This is a genomic window from Variovorax sp. GW821-FHT09D04, assembly GCF_059416405.1.
Genome location: NZ_JBWKPA010000012.1, coordinates 50,409 through 72,422, shown reverse-complemented (window position 1 = coordinate 72,422; position 22,014 = coordinate 50,409). Strand labels below are relative to the sequence as shown.

Below are 22,014 nucleotides of genomic sequence, written 5' to 3'. Positions count from 1 at the left end.
TTCCCATGGTGGTCGTGCGCAGCCACTGTGAAGCTTTCGTGACTTTGCCGAGGTGCAGTGCGTCCCCGCCGTTGATCTGCAAGGACTTTCCGGACCGAGGCCGCAGCAGCAGGCGCGCGCCCACAACGAGGTCAAAAATATTCTTCTGGAATTCGACGTTTCCGTCCCGTCAAGAAACTGACGGCTCCTGTCGCGTTGGCTTTCGATCGCCATCGCAGGGGCTTCTTGAATGGGGCTGGCCCGCGCGACGCGCGCAGCCCCTTCGGCACAGGCTTTACTTCGGCGGGAACGAGAAATGACCATCAGTGGGTGCAACGAAAAGAAGCGACCGGCGCGCGCGGCGCAGCAGGTTTTCAGGAGGGCGCCCCTCGCGCGGGCCATCGCGGTGGCGCTGGCTGCCGGTGGGGTCCTCGGCAGCGCGCACGCCCAGCGGGCGTTCAGCCCGGCGTGGTTCGCCGACAAGGGCGCGGCGCAGGCGGGCGCGATCGCCACGGGCAAGCTGCCGAACGGCGCGCCGGCGTCCAGCCTGGTCCACCCGACGCAGCCATCGTCGGCGGCGAGCCAGCAGCTGCAGACGTCCATCACCAACCTGAACCTGGCCGCGCGCGCGATCGCCGCGCAGCAGGCACAGCAGACGCAGAAGCGGGCCGAGGCGCTGGCCAGCGGCGACTCCGCGCCGGACGGCCTGGCCGAAGGCGGCCTGAAGGTCGACACGAATTCGCTGACCGCCGGCTGGCTCAACGCCAGGGACCCCGTTCAGGCCGCGGCGAACGGCAGGACCACGGTCACCATCGAGCAGACCGCCGACAAGGCCATCCTGAACTGGGAGACCTTCAACGTCGGCAAGAACACGACGGTGAAGTTCGACCAGCGTGCAGGCACCCACGCCAAGACCGGCACCAACGAGTGGATCGCGCTCAACCGCATCAACGACCCCAGCGGCCGACCCAGCCAGATCGCCGGCCGCATCGAGGCCGAGGGCAGCGTCTACCTCATCAATCGCAACGGCATCCTGTTCACCGGCAGCAGCCAGGTCAACGTGCGCAACCTCGTCGCCTCCAGCCTGAAGCTCAGCGACGAACAGTTCAAGGCCGGTCTCAACACGCGCCTGGGCGCGAAATCGGGTGACCCCGGTTACTGGAGCGGCCTCGAAGTGGGCGTCGGCATTCCCACCTTCGGCGAGAACTCCAAGCAGATGCCGGCCGATTCGAACGTGCAGTTCGCCGACATGGGCCCGGCCTTCGATCCGGGCAAGCCGCCGGGCGACGTCAAGGTGGCGGCCGGTGCGCAGATCACGGGCCAGGGGGGCCACGTGCTGATGTTCGCGCCCAAGGTCAGCAACGCGGGCAGCATCCGCACGCCGAGCGGTCAGACGCTGCTGGGCGCCGGCGAGAACGTGTGGCTGGAAGCCAAGGAAATCAGCCCCACCGTGCGCGGCTTCGATGCCGTCACCTCGTCGGTGCGGCCCTGGCTCTTTCCGGCCAAGTTCCTGATCAACCCGCAGACGGCGCCCGCCTTCCAGCCCTACCTCATCGGGCGCATCGTGTCCGACATCCTGCCGCTGATGGAGCAGCGCGCGGCCCAGGTCGGCTACAGCGTGCACAACACCGGCATCGTCCAGGCCGACCACGGCGACATCACGATGGTGTCACGCGAGATCCACCAGGGCGGCATCCTGCAAGCCAGCACCGCGCTGAACAACCGCACGGGCTCCATCCGCCTGCGCGCCTGGGGCCAGGGCGTGCACAACATCGACATCAACCTGGCGGCCGACGTCCCGCGCCTGACGGCCTGGTCGGGCGGCACGCTGACTCTGGGGCCGGACAGCATCACCCAGGTCGTCAACGACTGGCAGGACACCACGCGGATCGAAAGCGGCTCGCTGGCCAACCGCTACCAGCCCGGGCGCATCGAGCTCTACGGCAAGACGATCGACGTGCAGACCCGTGCCCAGGTCACCGCCGCCGCGGGCCACATCGACATCCAGGCCCAGGCCAACCCTGCGGCCCTGCAGCGCAACACCCAGGTGGGCGACGGCAGCCGCATCCTCATCGGCGAACACGCCACCGTCAGTACCGCGGGTCTGATGCAGATGCCGGTGGACATGGCCAGCAACTTCGTCGAAGCCGAACTGCGCATCAACGAACTGCGCGACTCCCACCTGCAGGCGAACACCTGGCTGTACGGCCGGAAGGTCATCGTGGATCGACGCCGGTCGGGTGCCTTCAAGGGGCTCATGGCGGGCGTCGAATGGGTCACCGACGAGTCGGGCAAGGCGCTCAAAGGCGTCTGGGTCGGCACCCCGCTGGCGGATGTGACGGGCTGGGTGGGCAACGGCCTGGTGGGCTTGTCGGAGCTGGCGGCGCGAGGCGGCGACATCACCATCCAGTCCAACGGCTCGGTGATCACGCGGCCGGGCTCCATCCTGGATGTGTCCGGCGGCTCGGTGCGCTACAGCGACGGCTGGAACACGGAAACCCTGCTGCGCGGTGCGGACGGGCGCACCTACACGATGTCGTCCGCTCCGGCGGACATGACCTACACGGGCATCGCGGGCCAGTACCTGCACGCGCATGCGCGCTGGGGCGTCACGCAGACCTATGTCAATCCGATGCTGTCGGGGCGGCGCTGGGAGCCGGGCTACGAAGAAGGCCGCAATGCCGGTTCGATCGACATCCGTGCCGGCAGCGCCTTCATCCTGGAGGGTGAGTTCAGGGGCTCGGTGCAGCCCGGCGACCGGGTGCAGGAAGTGGCCGAGCTGCCTCGGGCCGGCCGCCTGACGGTGGGTTCCAACCGGGCGCAAGAGGGCATGTGGACCCTGGGCCAGGTCGTCATCAGCGACAAGCCCGCGTTGCTGCCGGCGGGTTTCAGCATCGACAGCCCGCTGGGCAAGGATGCCTTCCTGACCGAGCCGGAAGGGCAAGCCCCCGGCGCGGGCGCGGGTGTGGGCCGCACCACCTGGCTGTCCGCCGCGGGGCTGAGCCATTCAGGCCTGGGCGCCATCGAGTTGAACCTCAACACCGGCTTCGTGCTGGAAGACAGCGCGGTGGTGACTCTGCAGCCGGGGGCGCGCTTCACGGCCGCGGTCTACGACGGCCAGGGCATCCCCGGCAATTTCGACATCCAGGGCAAGCTCATCGCCCCAGGCGGTTCCATTGCGCTGAGCGCCGGCGGCAAGGCGGACAGCGTGCTGCGCCTGGGGGCGAACAGCCTGCTGAGCGTCGCGGGCCAGTGGGTCAACGACACTGGCCAAGGCGTCACGCTGGGCCGTGCCATCCACGGCGGCTCGATTGCACTGGGCACCCCGATGAAAGAGGGCCTGGGCACGGTGTACGGCAACGTGGAGGTGGCCGCCGGCGCGGCGCTGGACGTGTCCGGCGGCGGCTGGCTGTCCGGTGCCACGGCGGGCGGCAAGGCCGGCAAGGTGAAGGCGGGCAACGGCGGGGCCATCAGCCTGACGGCGTTCGACAACACGGCGCTCGAGACGCTGGACCTGCGCGGCTGGGCGGGGGGCGATGCGTCCCGGCTCACCCTCACGGCGATCGGCGACGTGCAGGTGGGCGGCGCCGCGCCCGCGGCCGACGCAGCGGGCGGGAAGGCATCGGGCGCAGCCAAACCGCTGCACCTGCCGCAGACCCTGTACACCGAGCGCGGCTTCGGCACGATCGGCATCCGTTCGCTCGGCGGGGACGTCGTGGTCGCGGAAGGCGCACAGGTGCACATCCAGCCCACGAGCTGGGACATGCCCGCCGCGGTATCGACGCTGCGCACGCTGCCCAGCGGCAGCGCCTTGGGCGATGTGCTGGCCCCCAAGGCGTTGGACGAACTGAGCGAACAGCGCCGCGCCGCGCGCGCGCCCGGCGGCCTGTCGCTGGCGACCGGCGCGACCGGCGGGGGCATCCGCATCGACGCGAACGCCAGCATCCAGACAGAACCCGGCGGCGCGATCTCGCTGGACGCGGACGGGTCCGGGCAGGCTTCCGTGCGGGTGGCGGGCCGCCTGCAGGCGCCGGCCGGCAAGCTGAACATCCGCGCCAAGAACACCTTGACGCTGGCCGATAGGGCCGAGCTGCTGCTGCCCGGCGTGGCGCAGATCTTCCACGACCCGGCCATGCGCCTGCCCCAGGGCAAGGTGCTGCCGGGCGGCACGGTCACACTGAGCGCCGGCACGCTGGACGCGCAGGCGGGTGCGCTGATCGATGTGTCGGGCGCGCGGGGCACGGTGGCGTATTGGGACCGCGGCACGGGGGCGCTCGGCGCCCTGCGGCGCGTGGAACAGGAACTGGGCAGCGATGGCGGCGCGGTCGTGATGGAGGCCGCGGCCGGCGGTGCCATGAATGCCAGGCTGCGCGCCCACGGCGGCAACGCCCAGGCGGCGGGCGGGTCGCTGTCCATCACGGACACCAGCGAGGCCGGGCGTGCGTCCGGGGACCTGGTGGCGCCGGACATTGGCTCCTTCCTCTACTACAAGAGCCCCACCGGCACGTACACCTTCAACGGCGAAAAGTACGCGCGGATCATCGGCACCAGCGGCAACCTCGACGTGCGCGACGAGTACGCCGGCGACGTCAAGATGAGCAGCGCCATGCGCACCGCGATCAACACCACGCTGCCGACGTCGGTGTCCAGCAGCAAGGGGCTCGTCCTTGATGCGGGGGCGGCGCTTGCCGCAGGGCCGGGCGCCGACAGGGCGCCGTGGGAGCACGACGCGACCATCGACAAGCGGGTGGTCGAACTGCTCAACAAGTACTTCTGGAGCGGCACCGGAACGGCGCTGAGCCACAAGATCAATATCGGCAACATCGCCACCTCGGATGGCACCCTGCACGTGTCGGCGAAGGCGCTGCAGGACACCGGCTTCTCGGCGGTCGACCTGCGCTCCACGCAAGTGGGCGTGCAGCTGGCCGGCGGCGTCGACCTGAGCGTCGCCGGCCGCCTGGGCATCACCGCCCCGGTCATCCAGAGCGACGGGTTGGGCGGCGTGGTGCGCCTGCATGCCCACCATCTGCAACTGAACCCACTGACAGGTGCGGTGGGCGCGGTCGGCGCCACGGCCCGCAATGCGGGCGAACTGTTCCTGTCGGCCAGCCAGGCCATCGACATCGCAGGCAGGGGTGCGAAGGGCGAGTCGGCGTTGCCCGTCGACGTCAAGCTGCGCGGCTTCGAACGCACCGTGCTGGAAACCGGCGACCTGCGCTTCGTGGCGGGCGCCTACAGCGAAGGCGGCACCGACTACGACGACCCCCAGCTGCGGGCCACGCTGGACGTGGGGGGCGCGCTGGAGATCAAGGCCGCGCAGGTCTACCCGGCCACCGCCGTCACGGCGCGAATCAACTCGGACCACTCCATCACCGTGCGCGGCAACGGGAGCGCCGCGGCGCCTCTGTCGGCCGGTGGCAGCCTGACGCTGAACGCGCCCGTCATCGAGCAGGACGGCGTGCTGCGCGCGCCCTTCGGGCAGATCGCGCTGAATGCCGGCGAGCGCCTGACGCTGGGCACGAACAGCCTGACCGCGGTGTCCGGCGCGGGCCTGGATGTGCTCTACGGCAGCCTGCGCAACGCCGAATACTGGCTGGACCCGGCCAACCCGCAGGGCCGCAACCGCGCCAATGCCGGCGATGCCAATTCCCTCGACGAAAACCGCTACCTGTCGTCCCTGCCGGAAAAGCGCGTGCTCCTGCAAGCGCCGGATGTGGCCATGGCCGCGGGCGCGGTGGTGGACATCGCGGGCGGCGGCGACCTGCATGCGTGGGAGCACGTGCCCGGCTCGGGCGGCTCGCACGACGTGCTGACGCTGCCCGGCATGTACGCCGTGCTGCCGGGCTACCAGGGCCTGTCGCCCGTGGCGGGCGGTGCCGCGGGCCAGAAGGTCTGGCTGGCCGGCGGCGGCCTGGGCGCCGGCTGGTACACGCTGCTGCCGGCACGCTATGCGCTGCTGCCCGGCGCCTTTGCGGTGCAGAGCACGGGCCAGGCCTTGCCGGCGTGGGCCGCGTCCCGTGGCGAGGTGGTGAGCCTGCGCGACGGCTCGACGATCGTGGCCGGGCGGGAACAGAACACGATCAGCGGCGCGCGCGATGCCACGGCCTCGGGCTGGCGCGTGCTGCCCGCCAGCCTGGTGCGCAAGGTCAGCGAATACAACGAAGCACGTGGCAACGCCTTCTTCTCGTCGGATGCGTTCAAGCTGACGCAATATCGCCTCACAGGGCAGGACGTCGTGACCCCGCGCCTGGCGCGCGATGGCGGCGCCGTGGTGTTCAAGGCCGACCGCGCGCTGACGCTGGACGGCGAACTGCGCGCGCAACCCGATGCGGGCGGGCGCGGCAGCCTGGTGGACATTGCCGCCGCCAAGATCGCCATCGTCGGCGCGGGACAGGACAGCAGCGACCTGCGCGCCGATGGCTACCTGGTCGTGGACGCCGGCAGCCTGACGCGCTTCGGCGCGGGCAGCCTGCTGGTGGGCGGCACGCGCACGGGCAACGTGCGGGGCTTGCAAGTGGACGTGGCCGCCAGCGACGTGGTGCTGCGCAACACGGCAGGCACCGCGTTGAGCGGCCCGGAGGTGATCCTGGCCGCGGCGAATGCGGTGTCGATCGAGTCGGGCAGCGTGCTGCGCGCGGACGGCCGGGCGTCGGGCGACGAGGCGAACCTGGTGCTCAAGCCGCAGGTGGCGGCCGTGTGGAGCGACAACAACACGCCCAACGACACCAGCGACGACCACATCGTCACGCCTTCCAGAGACTGGGGTGCGCTGGTGCGCGTGAGCAGCGGCCAGGCCGTGCGAGCGCTGCGCGAGAACGTGGACACCACCGTCGGCGGCCAGGTGCGCATCGGCGCCGGTGCGCTGCTGCAGGGCGGCGAGGCGCTGCTGCTCGACGCCACCAACAACACCGAGATGGCCGCCGGCGCGCAGCTGTCGGGCAAGGCCTTGTCGGTGGCCGCGAGCCGCATCGGCATCGGCGGCGGCAGCGGCGGCCTGGTGCTGGACACCGACGCCCTGGCGCAGTTGTCGCGCGCGCAGTCATTGACGCTGCACAGCTACGGCAGCCTGGACTTCTATCGCTCGCTCGACATGCGCGGCCTGGCGCAGGTGGTGTTCGACGCCGCAGCCTTGCGGGGCCATGGCGCCGATGCCGTGCAGGTACAGGCCTCCCACCTGACGCTGCAGAACACGGGCGCGTCGCTGAGCAGTGCGGGCACGGGCGGTGGTCGTCTGGAACTGTCTGCTGGCGAACTGGTGCTGGGCGTGGGCGACAAGACGATGTCCGGCTTCGACCAGGTGCTGTTGTCGGCCAGCCGGCGCATCGCCGGCGAAGGCACCGGGAGCCTGGACGCCGGCACGGCGGCGCTGACGCTGCGCACGCCGGTGCTGCAAGGGGTGTCCGGCGCCGACCAGACCGTGCGAACGCAGGGCCAACTGGTGTTGCAGCAGGACGCGCAACTGGATACGCAAGAGATGGCATCACTGGGCCGCGCCAGTCTGGGCGCGCGCCTCAACCTGTCGGGCCAGGGCGTGACCGTGGCGCTGCCGGTGCTCGCGCTGGGCGGCAGCATCGCGGTCGATGCCGGCACGGGCAACCTGACGGTTGCAGAGTCCGGCCGCCTGCACGCGGGCGGCCTGGAAAAAGTCTTCTTCGACGCGGCCCAGTACGTGGACGCGGGCCAGATCAGCCTGGCGACGCGAGGCGGCCTGATCGACCTGGCCCCGGGCAGCCTGCTGGACCTGTCGGCCCATCCGCACGGTGGCGACGCCGGCCGCCTGACGGTGGACGCATCGGCCGGCGGACGAGTCCACTTCGGTGGCACTGTGCAAGCGCAGGCCGGTGCCGGCGGCAACGGTGGCAACGGTGGCAACTTTGCGCTGGCCATCGATCGGCTGGACGATTTCGGCGCGCTGGCGCGAACGCTCAACGATGCGGGCTTCAACCGCTCGCGGCAGTTCCGCGTCCGTCAGGGCGACCTCACGATCGCGGGCACCACGCGGGTGGCCGACTTCGAAGTCATCACCGACCGCGGCGTGATCTCCGTCGACGGCACGGCGCGCGTCGAGGCCCACGCGGCCTACGGAGGCAGCATCCGCCTGGTCGGCGGGGCAGGGCTGACGATGCAGCCTGGCGCGGTGCTGGCGGCCCATGCCACCGACGCCGTCGATGGCCTGGGCAGCAGCCGCATCGACCTGGAAGCGGTCGACGGCCAACTGAACCTGGCCGGCGGCACGCTCGACCTGAGCGGCGGCGAAGGCGGCAAGCTGCGACTGCGGGCGCAGCGCACCGCAGGCAACGACGGCCTGAACGTCACGGCGCTGAACGCTGCCGTGCTGGGCGCGCGCTCCGCGGTGCTCGAAGGCGTGCGCCGCCATGCGAGCACGGACGGCACGGTGGAATCCGTGGCCCCGCAGGCGATCGCCGAGGCCAATGCCTTTGCAGGCCACACCGGCATCCTGGCGAGGCTGGGTGGCAACGCCGCCGCCTACACCTTGGCGGCGGGCATCGAGATCACCAGCCCGGGCGACCTGACGCTGGGCCGCGACTGGAACCTGTTCGACAGCTTCGGTGCGGCGCACCGCGAAGGCACGCTCACGCTGCGCGCCGGCGGCAACCTGAACATCGACGGCCATCTGAGCGACGGCTTCGACGTGGCAGGCCGCGACAACGGCGCGGGCCGGGCGGCGCGGCTGCAGCAGGCCGCGTCGTGGAACCTGCGCCTGGTGGCGGGTGCGGACCTGGGGTCGGTCGATGCACTGGCCACGCGGCCATCGGGCGCGCTTGCAGCCGACACCGGCACGATCCGCGTGGGCACGGCCGGCACCGAGTCGGGCGCCGGCAAGCTGGTGCGCACCGGCAGCGGCGACCTGACGGTACGCGCCGGGCGCGACCTGGTGCTCGCCCACAAGGAGTCCGCGCTGTACACGGCGGGCCGGGCCGAGGCCGATCCCACCTTGGGCGGCGGCTTCGACACCGCCAGCGTCGATGCCCAGTACGGCACCGCAGGTGGCCACGTGGATGTCGCGGTCCAGGGCAGCGTGCGTGCGCCCACCGCGCAGGGCGCGCGTTCGGACCAGATCCTGACCGAATGGCTGTTCCGCCAGGGCCGCTATGGCGGAGATCTCAGCAGTCCCACCGGCTACTACGACGCGTACAACATGGGCGAGAGCTGGGCGCCGGTCATGTCCGCCCGGGGCCAGCAACCGAGCTGGTGGGTGAACCACGCCAGCTTCCAGCAGGGCCTGGGCGCGCTGGGCGGCGGCAACGTGAAGCTGTCGGCGGGCGGCGACCTGGTGAACCTGGTGGTGGCCTTGCCCAGCACCATGCGCGTGACGGGCGGGCGTTCCGCTGGCGATGCCGCGGCCTCCACGGTGACCCGCAACGGCGGGCAGCTGCAGGTGGCGGCGGGCGGCACCCTGAAGGCCGGCCAGTACTACGTGGGCCGCGGCGCCGGCGAGATCGAAGCCGGCGCAAGCGCCTCCGGCTATGCCCTGGCCGGCATCTCGAGCAGCTGGCCCAACACCGCCTATTCCTACGACATCGCGCCCGTGCTGGCGCTGTCGGACGCCACGCTCAAGCTGCAGACGCTGGGCGACCTGGTCCTGCAGACCGTGATCGACCCGATGCAGATACGCCGTGCCTACGTCGACCAGGCCGACCGGGACACCAGCGGCGCGTCCAGCCATGCGATGTTCATGAGCAGTCAGACAGAGCGCAGCGCCGTCAGCCTGGTGTCCACCGGCGGCAACGTGCGCCTGGTCAACCAGTCGGAATTCGTGGCAGGAAACGACACGGAGAACACCACCAGGCTGGTGAGCGGCATGACGGACACCAAGCTCCAGACGGACATGGTGGGCCTGTACCCGGCCAAGGTCAGCGTGTCGGCCCTGAGCGGCAACATCGACGTCGCGGGCCTGCTGGCGATGGCGCCGGCGAACAGCAGCGACCTGTCTTTGCTGGCCGCGAAAGACCTGCGCTTCCTGCGCGGCAGCAGCCTGCAGAACACGGGTGCCATCGTCATGACCCAGACCACGCTGGACAAGTGGCCGTCGATATTCCGGCCGTGGATGGGTTTCACGATCACGCTGGGCGGGGCATCGGCGTTCGGCGCGCCGCTGAAGTCGGTCTATGGCGGCTTCTCGGTGACGAACACGTTCCTGACCAACAGCCTCAATGGCATGGAGCTGTTCGACAACCCCGATGTGCTGCCGATGCAGGTGCATGACTTCACGCCCAGCCGCTTGTACGCGGCGACCGGTTCCATCAGCGACCTGAATCTGATCGCGTCGGAATCGGTGCACGTGCAGGCCGGCACCGACATCCGCAACTTCGAGCTCAGCGCGCGCAACCTGCGCCCCACCGACACCACCATGCTGGCGGCGGGCAACGACATCCTGGCTGTCGCCAACAGGCTCCTGTCGCACCGATATGCGCGATACAGCGGCGACGCGGCGGCCTACTACTACGACAGGGGCAGCCGCACCGCGCTGCAAGGGCCGGGATCCCTGCTGCTGCTGGCCGGGCGCGACATCCAGGGCAACAACCTGTCGCTGTACACCAATGCCAATCGCTATTGGGACTACGTGTCGGCAACGCCGCTCGGCGAAGAATCGAACGTCATCAAGGCCCTGCCCGCCGAGGGCGCCGGCATCACCCTGATGGCCGGCATGAACAAGGCCGCCAGCTACGACGCCTTCGAGCGGGCCTACCTGAACCCGGCCAACGTGGCCGCCATGCCGGACTATCTGAAGACCACCCTGGCCGACGGCACCGTGGCGCCGCTGTACCTGAGCGACGGGGTGGAAAACCGCGGCGACCTGGCCAAGTTGGCGCGCCGGGGCCTGGTGTCCTTCGTGGAAGGCATGCTCGGTGCCGACAAGGTCGCCAGCCTCACCGGCACTGCGGACGGCAAGCTGAGCCCGCAGCAGGCGTGGGAGCAATACCGGCAACTGCCGCCCCTGGTGCGCGAGCAGTTCCTGCGCCAGGTCTTCGTCTACGAACTGCGCGAAGGAGGGCGCGACCAGAACGGGGGCGATGGGCAGAACGGCCCGATCAACGGCGGCTACCGTCGCGGCTCCGCGGCCATCGACACGCTGTTCCGCGGAGCGACGGCCGAAGGCCAGCCCGTGCGCTACGCCGCGGACCTGCCGGACAACTGGCGCAGCAGCTGGTCCGGCGTGGGCAGCATCGCCGCGACCCGGATGGCGGCGCGCACCCACCAGGGCGGCGACATCAACGTCTTCACCCCCGGCGGCGGCCTGCAGGTGGCGGGCCTGGGCGCGGTGGTGCCGGACGGATACGGCCTGGTCACGCTGGCCTCGCCGGGGCAGGTCAATGTGTTCACCGACCGGGACATCATCGTGAACCGCTCGCGCATCCTGTCCTTCGTCTCGCAGGCCGAGCCGCTGGGCAGCGACCAGGTGTTGTGGTCCAGCCAGGGCGACATCGACGCCGGCCGCGGCGCCAAGACCGTGCGCATCCCGCAGGCGCCGGAAGTCACGTCGGACGCCGACGGCAACATCACCGTGCAGGAAAAGCGCGACATGAGCGGCGCGGGCATCGGCACCGTGGGCGAAGGCGACGTGGACCTGGTCGCACCGAGGGGCACCATCGATGCGGGCGATGCCGGCATCCGGGTCGCCAGCAACCTCAACATTGCCGCGCTGCAGGTGCGCAACGCCGACAACATCCAGGTCAAGGGCGAAACGACCGGGTTGCCGGTGGTGGCCGCGGTGAACATCGGGGCACTGACCACCGCCAGCGCGGCGGCGTCGGCGGCGGCCATGGCGGCGCAGGAGTCCATGCGCCAGGAGCGGGCCGCGGCACGGCAGAACCTGCCCTCTGTGTTCACGGTGCGGGTGCTGGGCTTCGGCAACGAAAGCCTGCCGCCGGGCGGCGCGGGCGCATCGTCGCCGCCACGCCCCGGCGCGCAAGCGGGCGCTGCGCCTCGGTACGACCCTGCCAATCCCGTGCAGGTCTTTGGGCACGGCAACCAGTTCGACGCATCGGTGATGTCGCTGCTGACCGACGCCGAGAAGAGCAGGTTGCGCCATGCCGGCAAGTAAGACGATGTCCGCGGCTGAGTTCGATCCCGGTCCTTGTTTTCAAGGGCCATTCGCGGGTCACGGCGAGCCCACCGGCGTCGTGCTGCGGGCGTTCCTGACGGCGAACTACACGTACCTGCATCGCCGTTTGGCCCGCGATCTCGGCTGTTCCGACCAGGCCAGCGAGTGCCTGCACGACGCCTGGCTGCGCCTGGGCGAGATGACGGCATCGGAGCCCGTGCGCAGTCCCGGGGCCTATGTCTATCGAACGGCGCGCAACCTGGCCATGGACCGCCTGCGCAGCGACCGGTCCTGGCAGTACGTGGGCGAATGGGATACGGCCCTCGATCTCCTGGCCGACCATGCGCCCGGCCCCGATGCCATCGCCGAAGCGCGTTCGGCCGTGGAGGCCGTCGAGCAGGCGATGCAGCGGCTTTCGCATCGGCATCGTTCGGTGCTTGTGGCACTGCAGATCGAGGAGATGACTCGTCAGGACGTGGCAGACCGGCATTGCATCTCTTTGCGCCGGGTGGACACGGCGCTTCGCCAGGCCCTGGACTACTGCGCGCATGCGTCCGGCCACACCGTGCGGGCGGAAGGCGCTTCGCCTCGACGCGGACTTTCCCGGCGATGGCAGGAGAAAGTCGTCGCCCCGATGCGCGCCAGCGCGCCGCGCGCGGAGAAATGAAATCCCGCCTGCGGGCGGCGCCGGACCGGTAGCAACTTGCTGCTGCCGATCTCGCCGGCGTTCGGGTGGGCGTGGTTGCGGGACGCACGATCTGTCCGATCGAGCACCCGATACCCAATGCGTATCGCCCGACATGAAGACGGTATTTCACGGCCAACACCGGTTCCCCTAGCATCGTTCCAACGATACGGGAGACCGAATGGACACAAGGACAGAAGCGGCGGGTCGCTTCCTTTCGCGCACCGCGCTACCGGCTTCGAAAAGCCAGGGGGCCCCATGAGCGGACCCCTCGACGGTGTGCGCATCATCGACATGACCGCGGTGCTGATGGGGCCCTATGCCACCCAGATCCTCGGCGACCTGGGCGCCGACGTCATCAAGATCGAGTCGCCCGGCGGCGACACGGTGCGCGGCATCGGGCCCGGCCGCCATCCCGGCATGGGCGGCATCTTCCTGCACGCCAATCGCAGCAAGCGCAGCGTGGTGCTGGACCTCAAGCAACCCGATGGCCGCGAGGCGCTGTTGCGGCTCGCCGCCGATGCCGACGTGCTCATCTACAACGTCCGGCCGCAGGCCATGGCGCGCCTGGGGCTGGACTACGCCGCCGTTGCCGCGGTCAACCCACGCATCCTTTATGTCGGCGTGTACGGCTATGGCCAGGACGGCCCGTATGCGGCCAAGCCAGCCTATGACGACCTGATCCAGGGCGCGGCCGCGATTCCCACCTTGGGCGTGCGCGCGGGCGCCGACGTGCCGCGCTACGTGCCCAGTGCCATGGTCGACCGCATCGTGGGCATGAGCGCGGCCAACGCCGTGTCGGCGGGCCTCTTTCACCGTGAACGCACGGGCAGGGGGCAATCGATCGACGTGCCCATGTTCGAGACCATGGCGCAGTTCGTTCTCGGCGACCACATGGGCGGCTGCACCTTCGAGCCGCCGATCGGGCCTGCCGGCTATGCGCGGCTGCTCAACGAGCACCGCCGTCCCTACGCTACGCTGGACGGCCATCTGTGCGTGCTGATCTACAACGACAAGCAGTGGAAGACCTTCTTCGGCCTGATCGGCAAGTCGCAGGAGATGGAGGCCGATCCGCGCTTCAGCACCATCGGCCGGCGCACCGAGAACATCGGCGAGCTGTACCAGCTGGTGGGCCAGGTGATGAAGACCCGCACATCGGCCGACTGGACCGCACGGCTCGAAGCCGCCGACATCCCCGTCATGCCGATGCACACCCTCGAGTCGCTGATGGACGACCCGCACCTCAAGGCCGTGGGCTTCTTCGAAACCGTGGAACACCCCAGCGAAGGGCGCCTGCGCGCGATGGCGATCGCGACGCGATGGTCCGATTCGCCCCCCGCGGTGGTGCGCCAAGCGCCCAGGCTCGGAGAGCACAGCGCCGAGGTGCTGGCCGAGGCCGGCTACAGCGCGGCGCAGATCGAGGCACTGGCTGCACAGGGCGCCACCTTGTTGCCCGCCGAACTGATTTCCGAAGCGAGTTGAACCGCCATCGCATGGACCCGAACGGAGCGAACCCTTGATCCAGCTGAACACCGGCTTTTATTTCGACGAGCTGCCATCGGGCATGCGCTTTCGTTCCCGTGCCCGCACCGTGACCGAGGCGGACCTCGTGAGCTTCATCAACCTGAGCTGGCTGAACGAGGAACTGTTCACCGACACCAGCGACCGGGCGCACATGGCGATTGGGGGCCGGGTGGTGCCGGGTGCGCTGGTCTATGCCTTCGCCGAGGGGCTGATCACGCCGTCCATGCAGGGAACGGGCCTCGCGTTCCTGAATGCGGAGCTCGACATCGCCGCGCCGACCTTCGTGGGCGACACGATCCATGTCGAATGCGAAGTGATCGAGCGACGCCCCACCGCCAAGCCGGGACGCGGCCTCGTGCGCACCCGCAATTCGGTCCTCAACCAGGATGGCAAGACCGTTCTCACCTACACGCCGCTGCGCATGATGCGCATGAAGCCGGCAGACGAAAAGAAGGCGCACTGACATGGAAGACTTCCTCAAGATCGAGCGCGACGGCGGCGTCGCAGTGGTGACGATGAACCGTCCGCAGACCCGCAATGCACTGTCCGACGCGGATGCCGTCGAGTCGCTGATCGCGCTGTGCGACACCGTCAACCGCGACCTGTCCGTGCGCGCCGTGGTGCTGACCGGTGCCGGCACGGCGTTCTCGTCGGGCGGCAACCTGAAGACGCTGCGCGACACCATCGGCAGCGGGCTCGGCGAGCCGGTGCACAGCCGCTACGCCTACCGCGACGGCATCCAGCGCCTGCCGCTGGCGCTGTGCAACCTCGAGGTGCCGACCATCGCGGCCGTCAACGGGCCGGCCTACGGCGCGGGCAGCGACCTGGCCTGCATGTGCGACATCCGCATTGCCTCGCGCACGGCCGTGTTCGCCGAGAGCTTCGTCAAGCTCGGCCTGATTCCGGGCGACGGTGGCGCGTGGCTGCTGCCGCGCGCGGTCGGCATGTCGCGTGCCTGCGAGATGGCCTTCACCGGCGATCCCATCGATGCCGCGCAGGCCCTGCAATGGGGGCTGGTCTCCGATGTGGTCGAGCCCGATGCGCTGATGCCCACGGCATTGCGGCTCGCGCGGCGCATCGCCAGCAATCCGTCGCATGCCCTGCGCATGACCAAGCGGCTGCTGCGCGAAGCACAGCACGCGCGGCTCGACACGGTGCTGGAGATGTCGGCAGGCTTTCAGGCGCTGGCACACCACACCGCTGCGCACGAGTCCGCGCTCGATGCCTTTCTCGATGCGGCGAAGGCCCGTGCCGCGGCGCGCACCTGACAGCGGGGATGACCATGTCCTTTCAACGGCGCCACATCCTTGCCGCTGCGGGTGCGCTCGCAGCGATGCCCCTGGCCCGCGCGGCCGATGAACCCAAAGCCTGGCCGCAGAAGCCGATCCGGCTGGTGCTGCCTTACGCTGCGGGCGGGCCCACCGACGTCGTGGCACGCGCCATCGGGTTCAGGCTCTCGCAACTGCTGGGGCAGCCGGTGGTCGTCGACAACCGCACCGGCGCCAGCGGCAACATCGCGACCGAGTTCGTGGCTCGCTCGGCACCGGACGGCTACACGGTGCTGTACCACTCGTCGGGTCTGGCCATCAGCCCGGCGCTGCACAAGAACCTGCCCTACGACACGCTGCGCGACCTCGTGCCCGTGGCGCTGCCCGCGCTGATCCCGACCGTGCTCATGGCAAGCCCGAGCTTGCCCGTCGCCAACATCGAGGAATTCGTGCAGTACATGAAGGCGCGGCCCGGCAAGCTCGCCTACGGATCGGGCGGGCAGGGCAACGTCACGCACCTGGGTGTCGCGCTGTTCCTGCAGGCCCTGAAGCTCGATGCGATGCATGTGCCCTACAAAGGCACCGCACCCGCCATGGCCGACCTGATGAGCGGACAGACCCAGTTCCTGCTCGACGCCGTGAACTCGTCGCTGCCCTTCATCCGCGATGGCCGCGTGCGCGCGTTGGCCGTGGCCGGCAAGGCGCGCATCGGCGTGCTGCCCGGCGTGCCGGCGCTGGGCGAGTCGTTGATCCTGGGTTTTGACGCACCCACCTGGCACGGCTTGCTGGTGGCCAAGGGCACGCCGCCGGCCCTCGTCAAGGCGCTCAACGAAGCCGTCAACAAGGTGGTGGCCGACCCGAGCCTGCGCGGCCAGTTCGAGCCGCAAGGCGTGCTGCTCCAGTCTTCCACGCCCGAGCAGTTCGGCACCTACCTGCGCGCGGAGCTCAAGCGCTGGGCTGGCGCGGTGCAGGCCGCGGGCATCGAGGCCGAGTAGGAAGACAGACAGCGGACCCGCAATGACCGGGCCGGACAACAACGACAAGGAACCAGAGACATGAAGACCCCTTTCCTCGCGCGCTGGCTGCTGGCGCTTTCATTGGGTTGCGCCGCCGCGCTGGCGACCGCGGCCGGGTATCCGGACAAGCCCGTCAAGATCATCGTGTCGCTGCCGCCCGGCAGCGGCGCCGACACCACCGCGCGCTTCCTGGCCAGGCACCTGAGCGAAAAACTCGGCCAGCCTTTCCTCGTCGACAACCGGCCCGGCGCCGACAGCTTCATTGCCGCGCGCGCCGTGGCCACTGCACCGGCCGACGGCTACACGATGTTCGTCGCCAGCAACTCGCCGATGGTGACCAACGTGGCCGTGTTCCGGCAGTTGCCCTACGACGCGGTGAAAGACTTCCAGCCGCTGGCGCGCATCGCCCGTTTCCCGATGGTGCTGGTCGTGCCCGCCAGCTCGCCCTTCAAGACCCTCCAGGACCTGGTGGTGGCCGCGCGCCAGGCGCCGGGCAAGCTCAACTTCGGCAGCGGCACCGCCACCTACCGCGTCGCGCTCGAACTGCTGCACGAGCGCAACCAGATCAAGGCCACGGCCGTGCCCTACAAGGGCACCTCGGCGGCCATGACCGACCTGGCCGGCGGCAACATCGACTACACGATGGCGGAGGTCAGCGCGGTGATGCCGCTGCTGCGCGGCGGCAAGGTGCGCGCGCTGGCCGTCGCCGCGAGCGAACGCATCAAGGAACTGCCGCAGGTGCCGACCGTGAGCGAAAGCGGAACGCCCGGCTACGAGTCCTATGCCTGGACCGGCGTGTTCTTTCCCGCGGGCGTGCCCGAGCCCGTGCTCACCCGGGCGTCGCAGGCCATCAAGGAGCTGATGGACAGCGACGAGGCCAGGACCTTCATCACCTTGCAGGGCGGGGCGGTGTTCTACGGCGCGCCGCAGGCCTTCGGCGAGTTCCAGCGGGCCGAGATCGAGAAGACCCGGCGCATCGTGAAGACCGCCAACATCGGCTACGAAGACTGAGCCGGTGGCTGCGTTGCAGAAGGCTGGACAGCAGCATGCGCCACCGCGATGAAATTGCGTGCGGCCGGCGTCAAGGCGTCGGGCAGCGTGGCCATCGCGATGCCCACGGTGTATTTGGACGGCATGTCGGTCAGCGGGATCAGGCGAACGCCGTTGCTGGCGTAGCGCTGCACCACCGCCGGCACCAGCGCCATGCCCAGGCCGCTTTCCACCAGGCCGAGGATCGTCTGGACCTGCACCGCCTCCTGCGTGATGCGCGGCTGCACGCCGGCATCCTGGAACACCTGCATGGTCAGCACATGCATGGTGGGCACCAGCGTGCGCGAGTACGCGATGAAGGGCTCGCCCTCCAGCTCGGCGATGGCGATCTCGCTGCGCTGCGCGAAGGCCGAATCGGCGCTCACGGCCAGCACCAGGTGGTCCAGCTGCAGCACCGTGAGTTCCGCTGCGGTCGGCGTCAGCACCGGGTAGCGCACCAGCGCGAGGTCGAGCGAATGGTCCTCGATGCGCCGCAGCAGATCGGTGGTGGTCGATTCCTCGATCTCCAGGTCCACGCGCGGGTACTGGCGGTGAAAGCTGCGCACGATCTGCGGCATCAGCGAATAGGTGGCCGAGCCGACGAAGCCGATGCGCAGCAGGCCCTCTTCGCCCGCCACGCCGTCGCGGGCCGCGCGGCGGACCTCGTCGACGAAGAACAGTGCGCGCTTGGCGTTCTGCAGCACGGCTTCGCCGGCGGCCGTGAGCCGCAGGCCGGTGGAGAGCCGGTCGAACAGGAGCACGCCGAGTTCTTCCTCGAGCTTCTTGATCGAGGTGGACAGCGGCGGCTGCGCCATGTGCAGCCGCTCTGCGGCGCGGTGAAAGTTGAGCGTCTCCGACAGGACGACGACCTGCCGCAGTTGGCGAAGCTCCATGGGGGCGAATGTCTCGGTGATTGCGGCAGTAACGGGTGGCCCGCTGCGGCTGCCAAACGGTGCAGGAGCCACGCGGATTATGGCGCTTGCATCCGCCCGACCGAAGCGGGCAAAACCCGATGAAGCATCTGTGAGGACACACCATTGAACACCCTGCAATCGTTTTCGCTGGTCGCGATTCCACCGGAGGACGAAGCCCTGCGCGCGCCGGTGCGCGCCTTCCTGCAATCGGCGCTGCACGGCGTTGCGCCGGCCGTGCGGGCGCGCTCCTGGATGGGGTTCGACGCCGACTTCAGCCGCGCGCTCGGGCGCCAGGGCTGGATCGGGCTGACGCTGCCCAAGGCCTATGGCGGCGCCGGGCGCAGCAGCTTCGCGCGCTTCGTGCTGCTCGAAGAACTGCTCGCCGCGGGCGCACCCGTCTCGGCCCATTGGATCGCGGACCGGCAGACCGCGCCGCTGATCCTGCGCTACGGCAGCGAGGCGCAGCGCGCGTTCTTCGTGCCGCGCATCGCGCGCGGCGAACTCTTCATCAGCATCGGCATGAGCGAACCCGATACCGGCTCCGACCTGGCCAGTGTCCGCTCGCGGGCCGTGCCCACCGCCACCGGCTGGCGCCTGAACGGCCGCAAGATCTGGACGACCAATGCGCACCGCGCGCACTACATGTGCACGCTGGTCCGCACCTCGGGCACGTCGGAAGACCGGCACAAGGGCCTGTCGCAGTTGCTGGTCGACCTGACGCTGCCGGGCATCACCGTGCGGCCGATCCGCGATCTCAGCGGCGACGGGCATTTCTGCGAAGTGCTCTTCGAGGACGTCGAGCTGCCGGCCGATGCGCTGGTCGGCGAAGAGGGCGCGGGCTGGCAACAGGTGACGGCCGAACTGGCCTTCGAGCGCAGCGGACCCGAGCGCATCTACTCCAGCCTGGTGCTCGCCGAAGCCTGGCTCGCCGAACTGCGCCAGGGCGCAGCGCCGGCTGCCGGCGTGCAGGTCATCGCGGGGCGCATCGCCGCGCGCATGGCGGTGCTGCGCGCGATGTCGCTGGCCGTGGCGGAGCAGTTGGGCCGCGGGCTCGATCCCGCGTTCGAGGCCTCGCTGGTGAAAGACCTGGGCACCGAGTTCGAACAGGCGATACCCGGATGGATTGAGGAAGCCTTCGACGCGCCCGGCCATCCGGTGCCGTCGGTCGGCCTGCTGCAGACCCTGGCCTACGTGACGCAACTGGCGCCGAGCTTTTCCCTGCGCGGCGGCACACGCCAGATCATGCGGGGCATCATCGCCCGCGGGCTGGGCGTTCGCTAGCAGCGCAGCACACAAGGACACATGATGGACGACACACTCCTTGACGATTTCGAACGCCCGCTGCGCGCGCTGTGCACGGACGACACCTTGCGCGCCGTCGAAGCCGGCGCGCCCACCGACGCGCTGTGGCAGGCCATCGATGCGCTCGGCTACACCGATGCACTCGTGGCGGAAGCGCAGGGCGGCGCGGGCCTGTCGCTGCGCGAGCTGTTCGCGCTCGTGTTCGCCGCCGGCAAGGCCGGGCTCGGGCTTCCCTTCGGCGAGACCGCCGTCGCGCGCGCACTGCTGGCTGCGGCGGGGCATGGCGAGCGGCGCGGCGCTGGCCCCATCGCGATCGCACCGGGTGTTCCCGGCGACGCGGGTTCCATCGTTTGCCGCGACGTGCCCGGTGGCGCGCTGGCGCAGCAGGTGCTCGTGAGCTGGCAAGGCGAATGGCTGCTGTTGCCGCGCGATCGTGCAACGGCCACGCCGGGTGCATGGCGCCCGCAGGCTTCGGCCACCCTGCAGTGGCACACACCTGATCTCGCCGTGGTGCGCTTCGATGCGGGCGCAGCCGACGCCGTGGTGCGCTTCGATGCGGGCGCAGCCGATGCCGTGGCGCTTTGCAACGCACTTCACGCCGCAGGCATGGCGGGCGCCATGGCGCGCGTGCTCGAACTGGTGACCGACTACGCGCGCGACCGCAAGCAGTTCGGCCGGCCGATCGCGCAGTTCCAGGCCGTGCAGCAGGAACTCAGCGTGCTGGGCGAGCAGGCGCATTCGGCCACGCTGGCCGCACGACTGGGATGCAGCGCTGCGGGCGTGCAACCCGATCCGTTGCTGGCGGCCACCGCGAAGCTGCGGGCCTGCGAGGCGGCGCGCAGCGTCTGCGCCATCGCGCACGCCGTGTTCGGTGCCATCGGCATCACCGAGGAACATGTGCTCGGGCTGTACACGCGCCGCCTGCATGAGTGGCGGGCCGTGCCGGGCACGGAGACGCAGTGCGCGCGCCTGTTGGGCGAGGCCCTGCTCGCGCAACCCGACGGGCTGTTCGATTTCGTCCGGCTGCGCTTGTCCGCGCCGGCCCTGGCCTGAGTTTTGACCAATCCGCGTGGCACGCAGTCGCCACGCATCGAAGGAGACAAGCGAATGGGACCCTTGCAAGGAATCAGGATCGTGGAGCTCGCCGGCATCGGCCCGGGCCCCATGGCCTGCATGCTGCTGGCCGACCTGGGCGCCACGGTGCTGCGCGTCGATCGCACCGAGGCGGCCGACCTGGGCGTCAAGCGCCCGGCCAAATACAACCTGCTGCTGCGCAACCGCCAATGCGCGACGCTCGACCTCAAGCAGCCCGCGGCCGTCGCGCAGGTGCTGGAACTCGTGGAGAACGCCGACGTGCTGATCGAGGGATTCAGGCCCGGCGTGGCGGAGCGCCTCGGGCTCGGGCCTGAAATCTGTCTCGCGCGCAATGCACGCCTCGTGTACGGCCGCATGACGGGCTGGGGCCAGACCGGCCCGCTCGCGCATGCGGCGGGCCATGACGTGAACTACCTCGCGCTCACCGGTGCGCTGAACGCCATCGGCCGCAAGGACCAGGCGCCTTCGATTCCCCTGGCCCTGGCCGGCGACATGGGCGGCGGCGCGCTCTACCTGGTGATGGGCGTGCTGGCGGCGCTGCTGGAAGCGCGCAGCTCCGGCCAGGGCCAGGTGGTCGATGCCGCCATCGTCGACGGCGCGGCCTCGCTGGCCACCTCCTTCTACGGCCTGCATGCCGCGGGCTTGTGGGACGAGCGGCGCGGCACCAACATCCTGGACACCGGCGCGCCGTTCTACGAGGTCTACGAATGCCAGGACGGCGGATGGATCTCGGTCGGCCCGATCGAGGCGCGCTTCTATGCGCAGCTGCTGCAGAAGCTGGACCTCGATGCTGCAGCGCTCGGCGACCAGCACGATCGCGGCGCATGGGCACAGGCCAAGGTGCAGATCGCGCAGCGCTTCAAGTCGCGCACGCGGCAACAGTGGTGCGACCTGCTCGAAGGCAGCGATGTCTGCTTTGCGCCGGTGCTGTCCTTTGCCGAGGCGCCGCAGCATGCGCACATGAAGGCGCGCGGCACCTTCGTCGAGGTCGAGGGCGTGGTGCAGCCGGCCCCGGCGCCGCGCTTCAGCCGCACCGTGCCCGCCATGCCCAGGGCGCCCCAGGAACGGCCGGACGCCGACCTCGCCGCCATCGCCGCCGAATGGCGCACCGCGCGACGCTGACTTGCGCATCGGC

Annotated in this window: 11 protein-coding genes; 10 read left to right on the top strand and 1 reads right to left on the bottom strand. The window is 70.0% G+C overall.

All coding sequences use genetic code 11. The annotated features are described in order from the left end of the window. Positions 1–295: 295 nt before the first annotated feature. The 7 genes from AC07O4_RS27575 (at position 296) to AC07O4_RS27545 (ending at position 17,550) form a co-directional block, all read left to right on the top strand. The gene (locus AC07O4_RS27575; protein WP_495306196.1) at positions 296–12,046 is read left to right on the top strand and encodes a filamentous hemagglutinin family protein; all 11,751 of its coding nucleotides are present in this window, start codon (positions 296–298) and stop codon (positions 12,044–12,046) included. Then, positions 12,033–12,713, top strand: coding sequence for an RNA polymerase sigma factor (locus AC07O4_RS27570; protein WP_495306195.1), 681 nt, complete (start codon positions 12,033–12,035; stop codon positions 12,711–12,713). The genes AC07O4_RS27575 and AC07O4_RS27570 overlap by 14 nt, the downstream gene beginning before the upstream one ends. Positions 12,714–12,989: 276 nt before the next feature. Then, complete coding sequence (locus AC07O4_RS27565; RefSeq protein WP_495306194.1) at positions 12,990–14,213, top strand: CaiB/BaiF CoA transferase family protein; 1,224 nt, start codon at positions 12,990–12,992, stop codon at positions 14,211–14,213. An 82-nt stretch (positions 14,214–14,295) separates the two neighbouring features. After that, the gene (locus AC07O4_RS27560; protein ID WP_495306243.1) at positions 14,296–14,718 is read left to right on the top strand and encodes a hotdog family protein; all 423 of its coding nucleotides are present in this window, start codon (positions 14,296–14,298) and stop codon (positions 14,716–14,718) included. Position 14,719: 1 nt separating this feature from the next. Next, a complete protein-coding gene (locus tag AC07O4_RS27555; protein ID WP_495306193.1) occupies positions 14,720–15,523 on the top strand; it encodes a crotonase/enoyl-CoA hydratase family protein in 804 nt (267 codons plus the stop codon). Between the two features lie 14 nt (positions 15,524–15,537). Beyond that, positions 15,538–16,518 (top strand): tripartite tricarboxylate transporter substrate binding protein, encoded by a 981-nt coding sequence (locus AC07O4_RS27550; protein WP_495306192.1) that lies wholly within the window; start codon positions 15,538–15,540, stop codon positions 16,516–16,518. Positions 16,519–16,578: 60 nt separating this feature from the next. Further along, the gene (locus AC07O4_RS27545) at positions 16,579–17,550 is read left to right on the top strand and encodes a Bug family tripartite tricarboxylate transporter substrate binding protein (RefSeq protein ID WP_354345015.1); all 972 of its coding nucleotides are present in this window, start codon (positions 16,579–16,581) and stop codon (positions 17,548–17,550) included. On the opposite strand, the gene AC07O4_RS27540 is transcribed toward AC07O4_RS27545, so the two are convergent. Further along, entirely contained in the window at positions 17,538–18,461 is a 924-nt protein-coding gene (locus AC07O4_RS27540; protein WP_062474040.1) for a LysR family transcriptional regulator, read from the bottom strand. The two genes, AC07O4_RS27545 and AC07O4_RS27540, sit on opposite strands and share 13 nt — an antisense overlap. Before the next feature lie 144 nt (positions 18,462–18,605). Between AC07O4_RS27540 and AC07O4_RS27535 the strand changes: the two genes are divergently transcribed. The 3 genes from AC07O4_RS27535 to AC07O4_RS27525 are packed head-to-tail and all read left to right on the top strand — an operon-like array spanning position 18,606 to position 22,001. Beyond that, positions 18,606–19,763, top strand: coding sequence for an acyl-CoA dehydrogenase family protein (locus AC07O4_RS27535; RefSeq protein WP_495306191.1), 1,158 nt, complete (start codon positions 18,606–18,608; stop codon positions 19,761–19,763). Between the two features lie 24 nt (positions 19,764–19,787). Continuing rightward, on the top strand, positions 19,788–20,837 hold the full coding sequence (locus AC07O4_RS27530) for an acyl-CoA dehydrogenase family protein (protein WP_495306190.1): 1,050 nt from the start codon (positions 19,788–19,790) through the stop codon (positions 20,835–20,837). Positions 20,838–20,891: 54 nt separating this feature from the next. Beyond that, complete coding sequence (locus AC07O4_RS27525; protein ID WP_495306189.1) at positions 20,892–22,001, top strand: CaiB/BaiF CoA transferase family protein; 1,110 nt, start codon at positions 20,892–20,894, stop codon at positions 21,999–22,001. Positions 22,002–22,014: the final 13 nt, after the last annotated feature.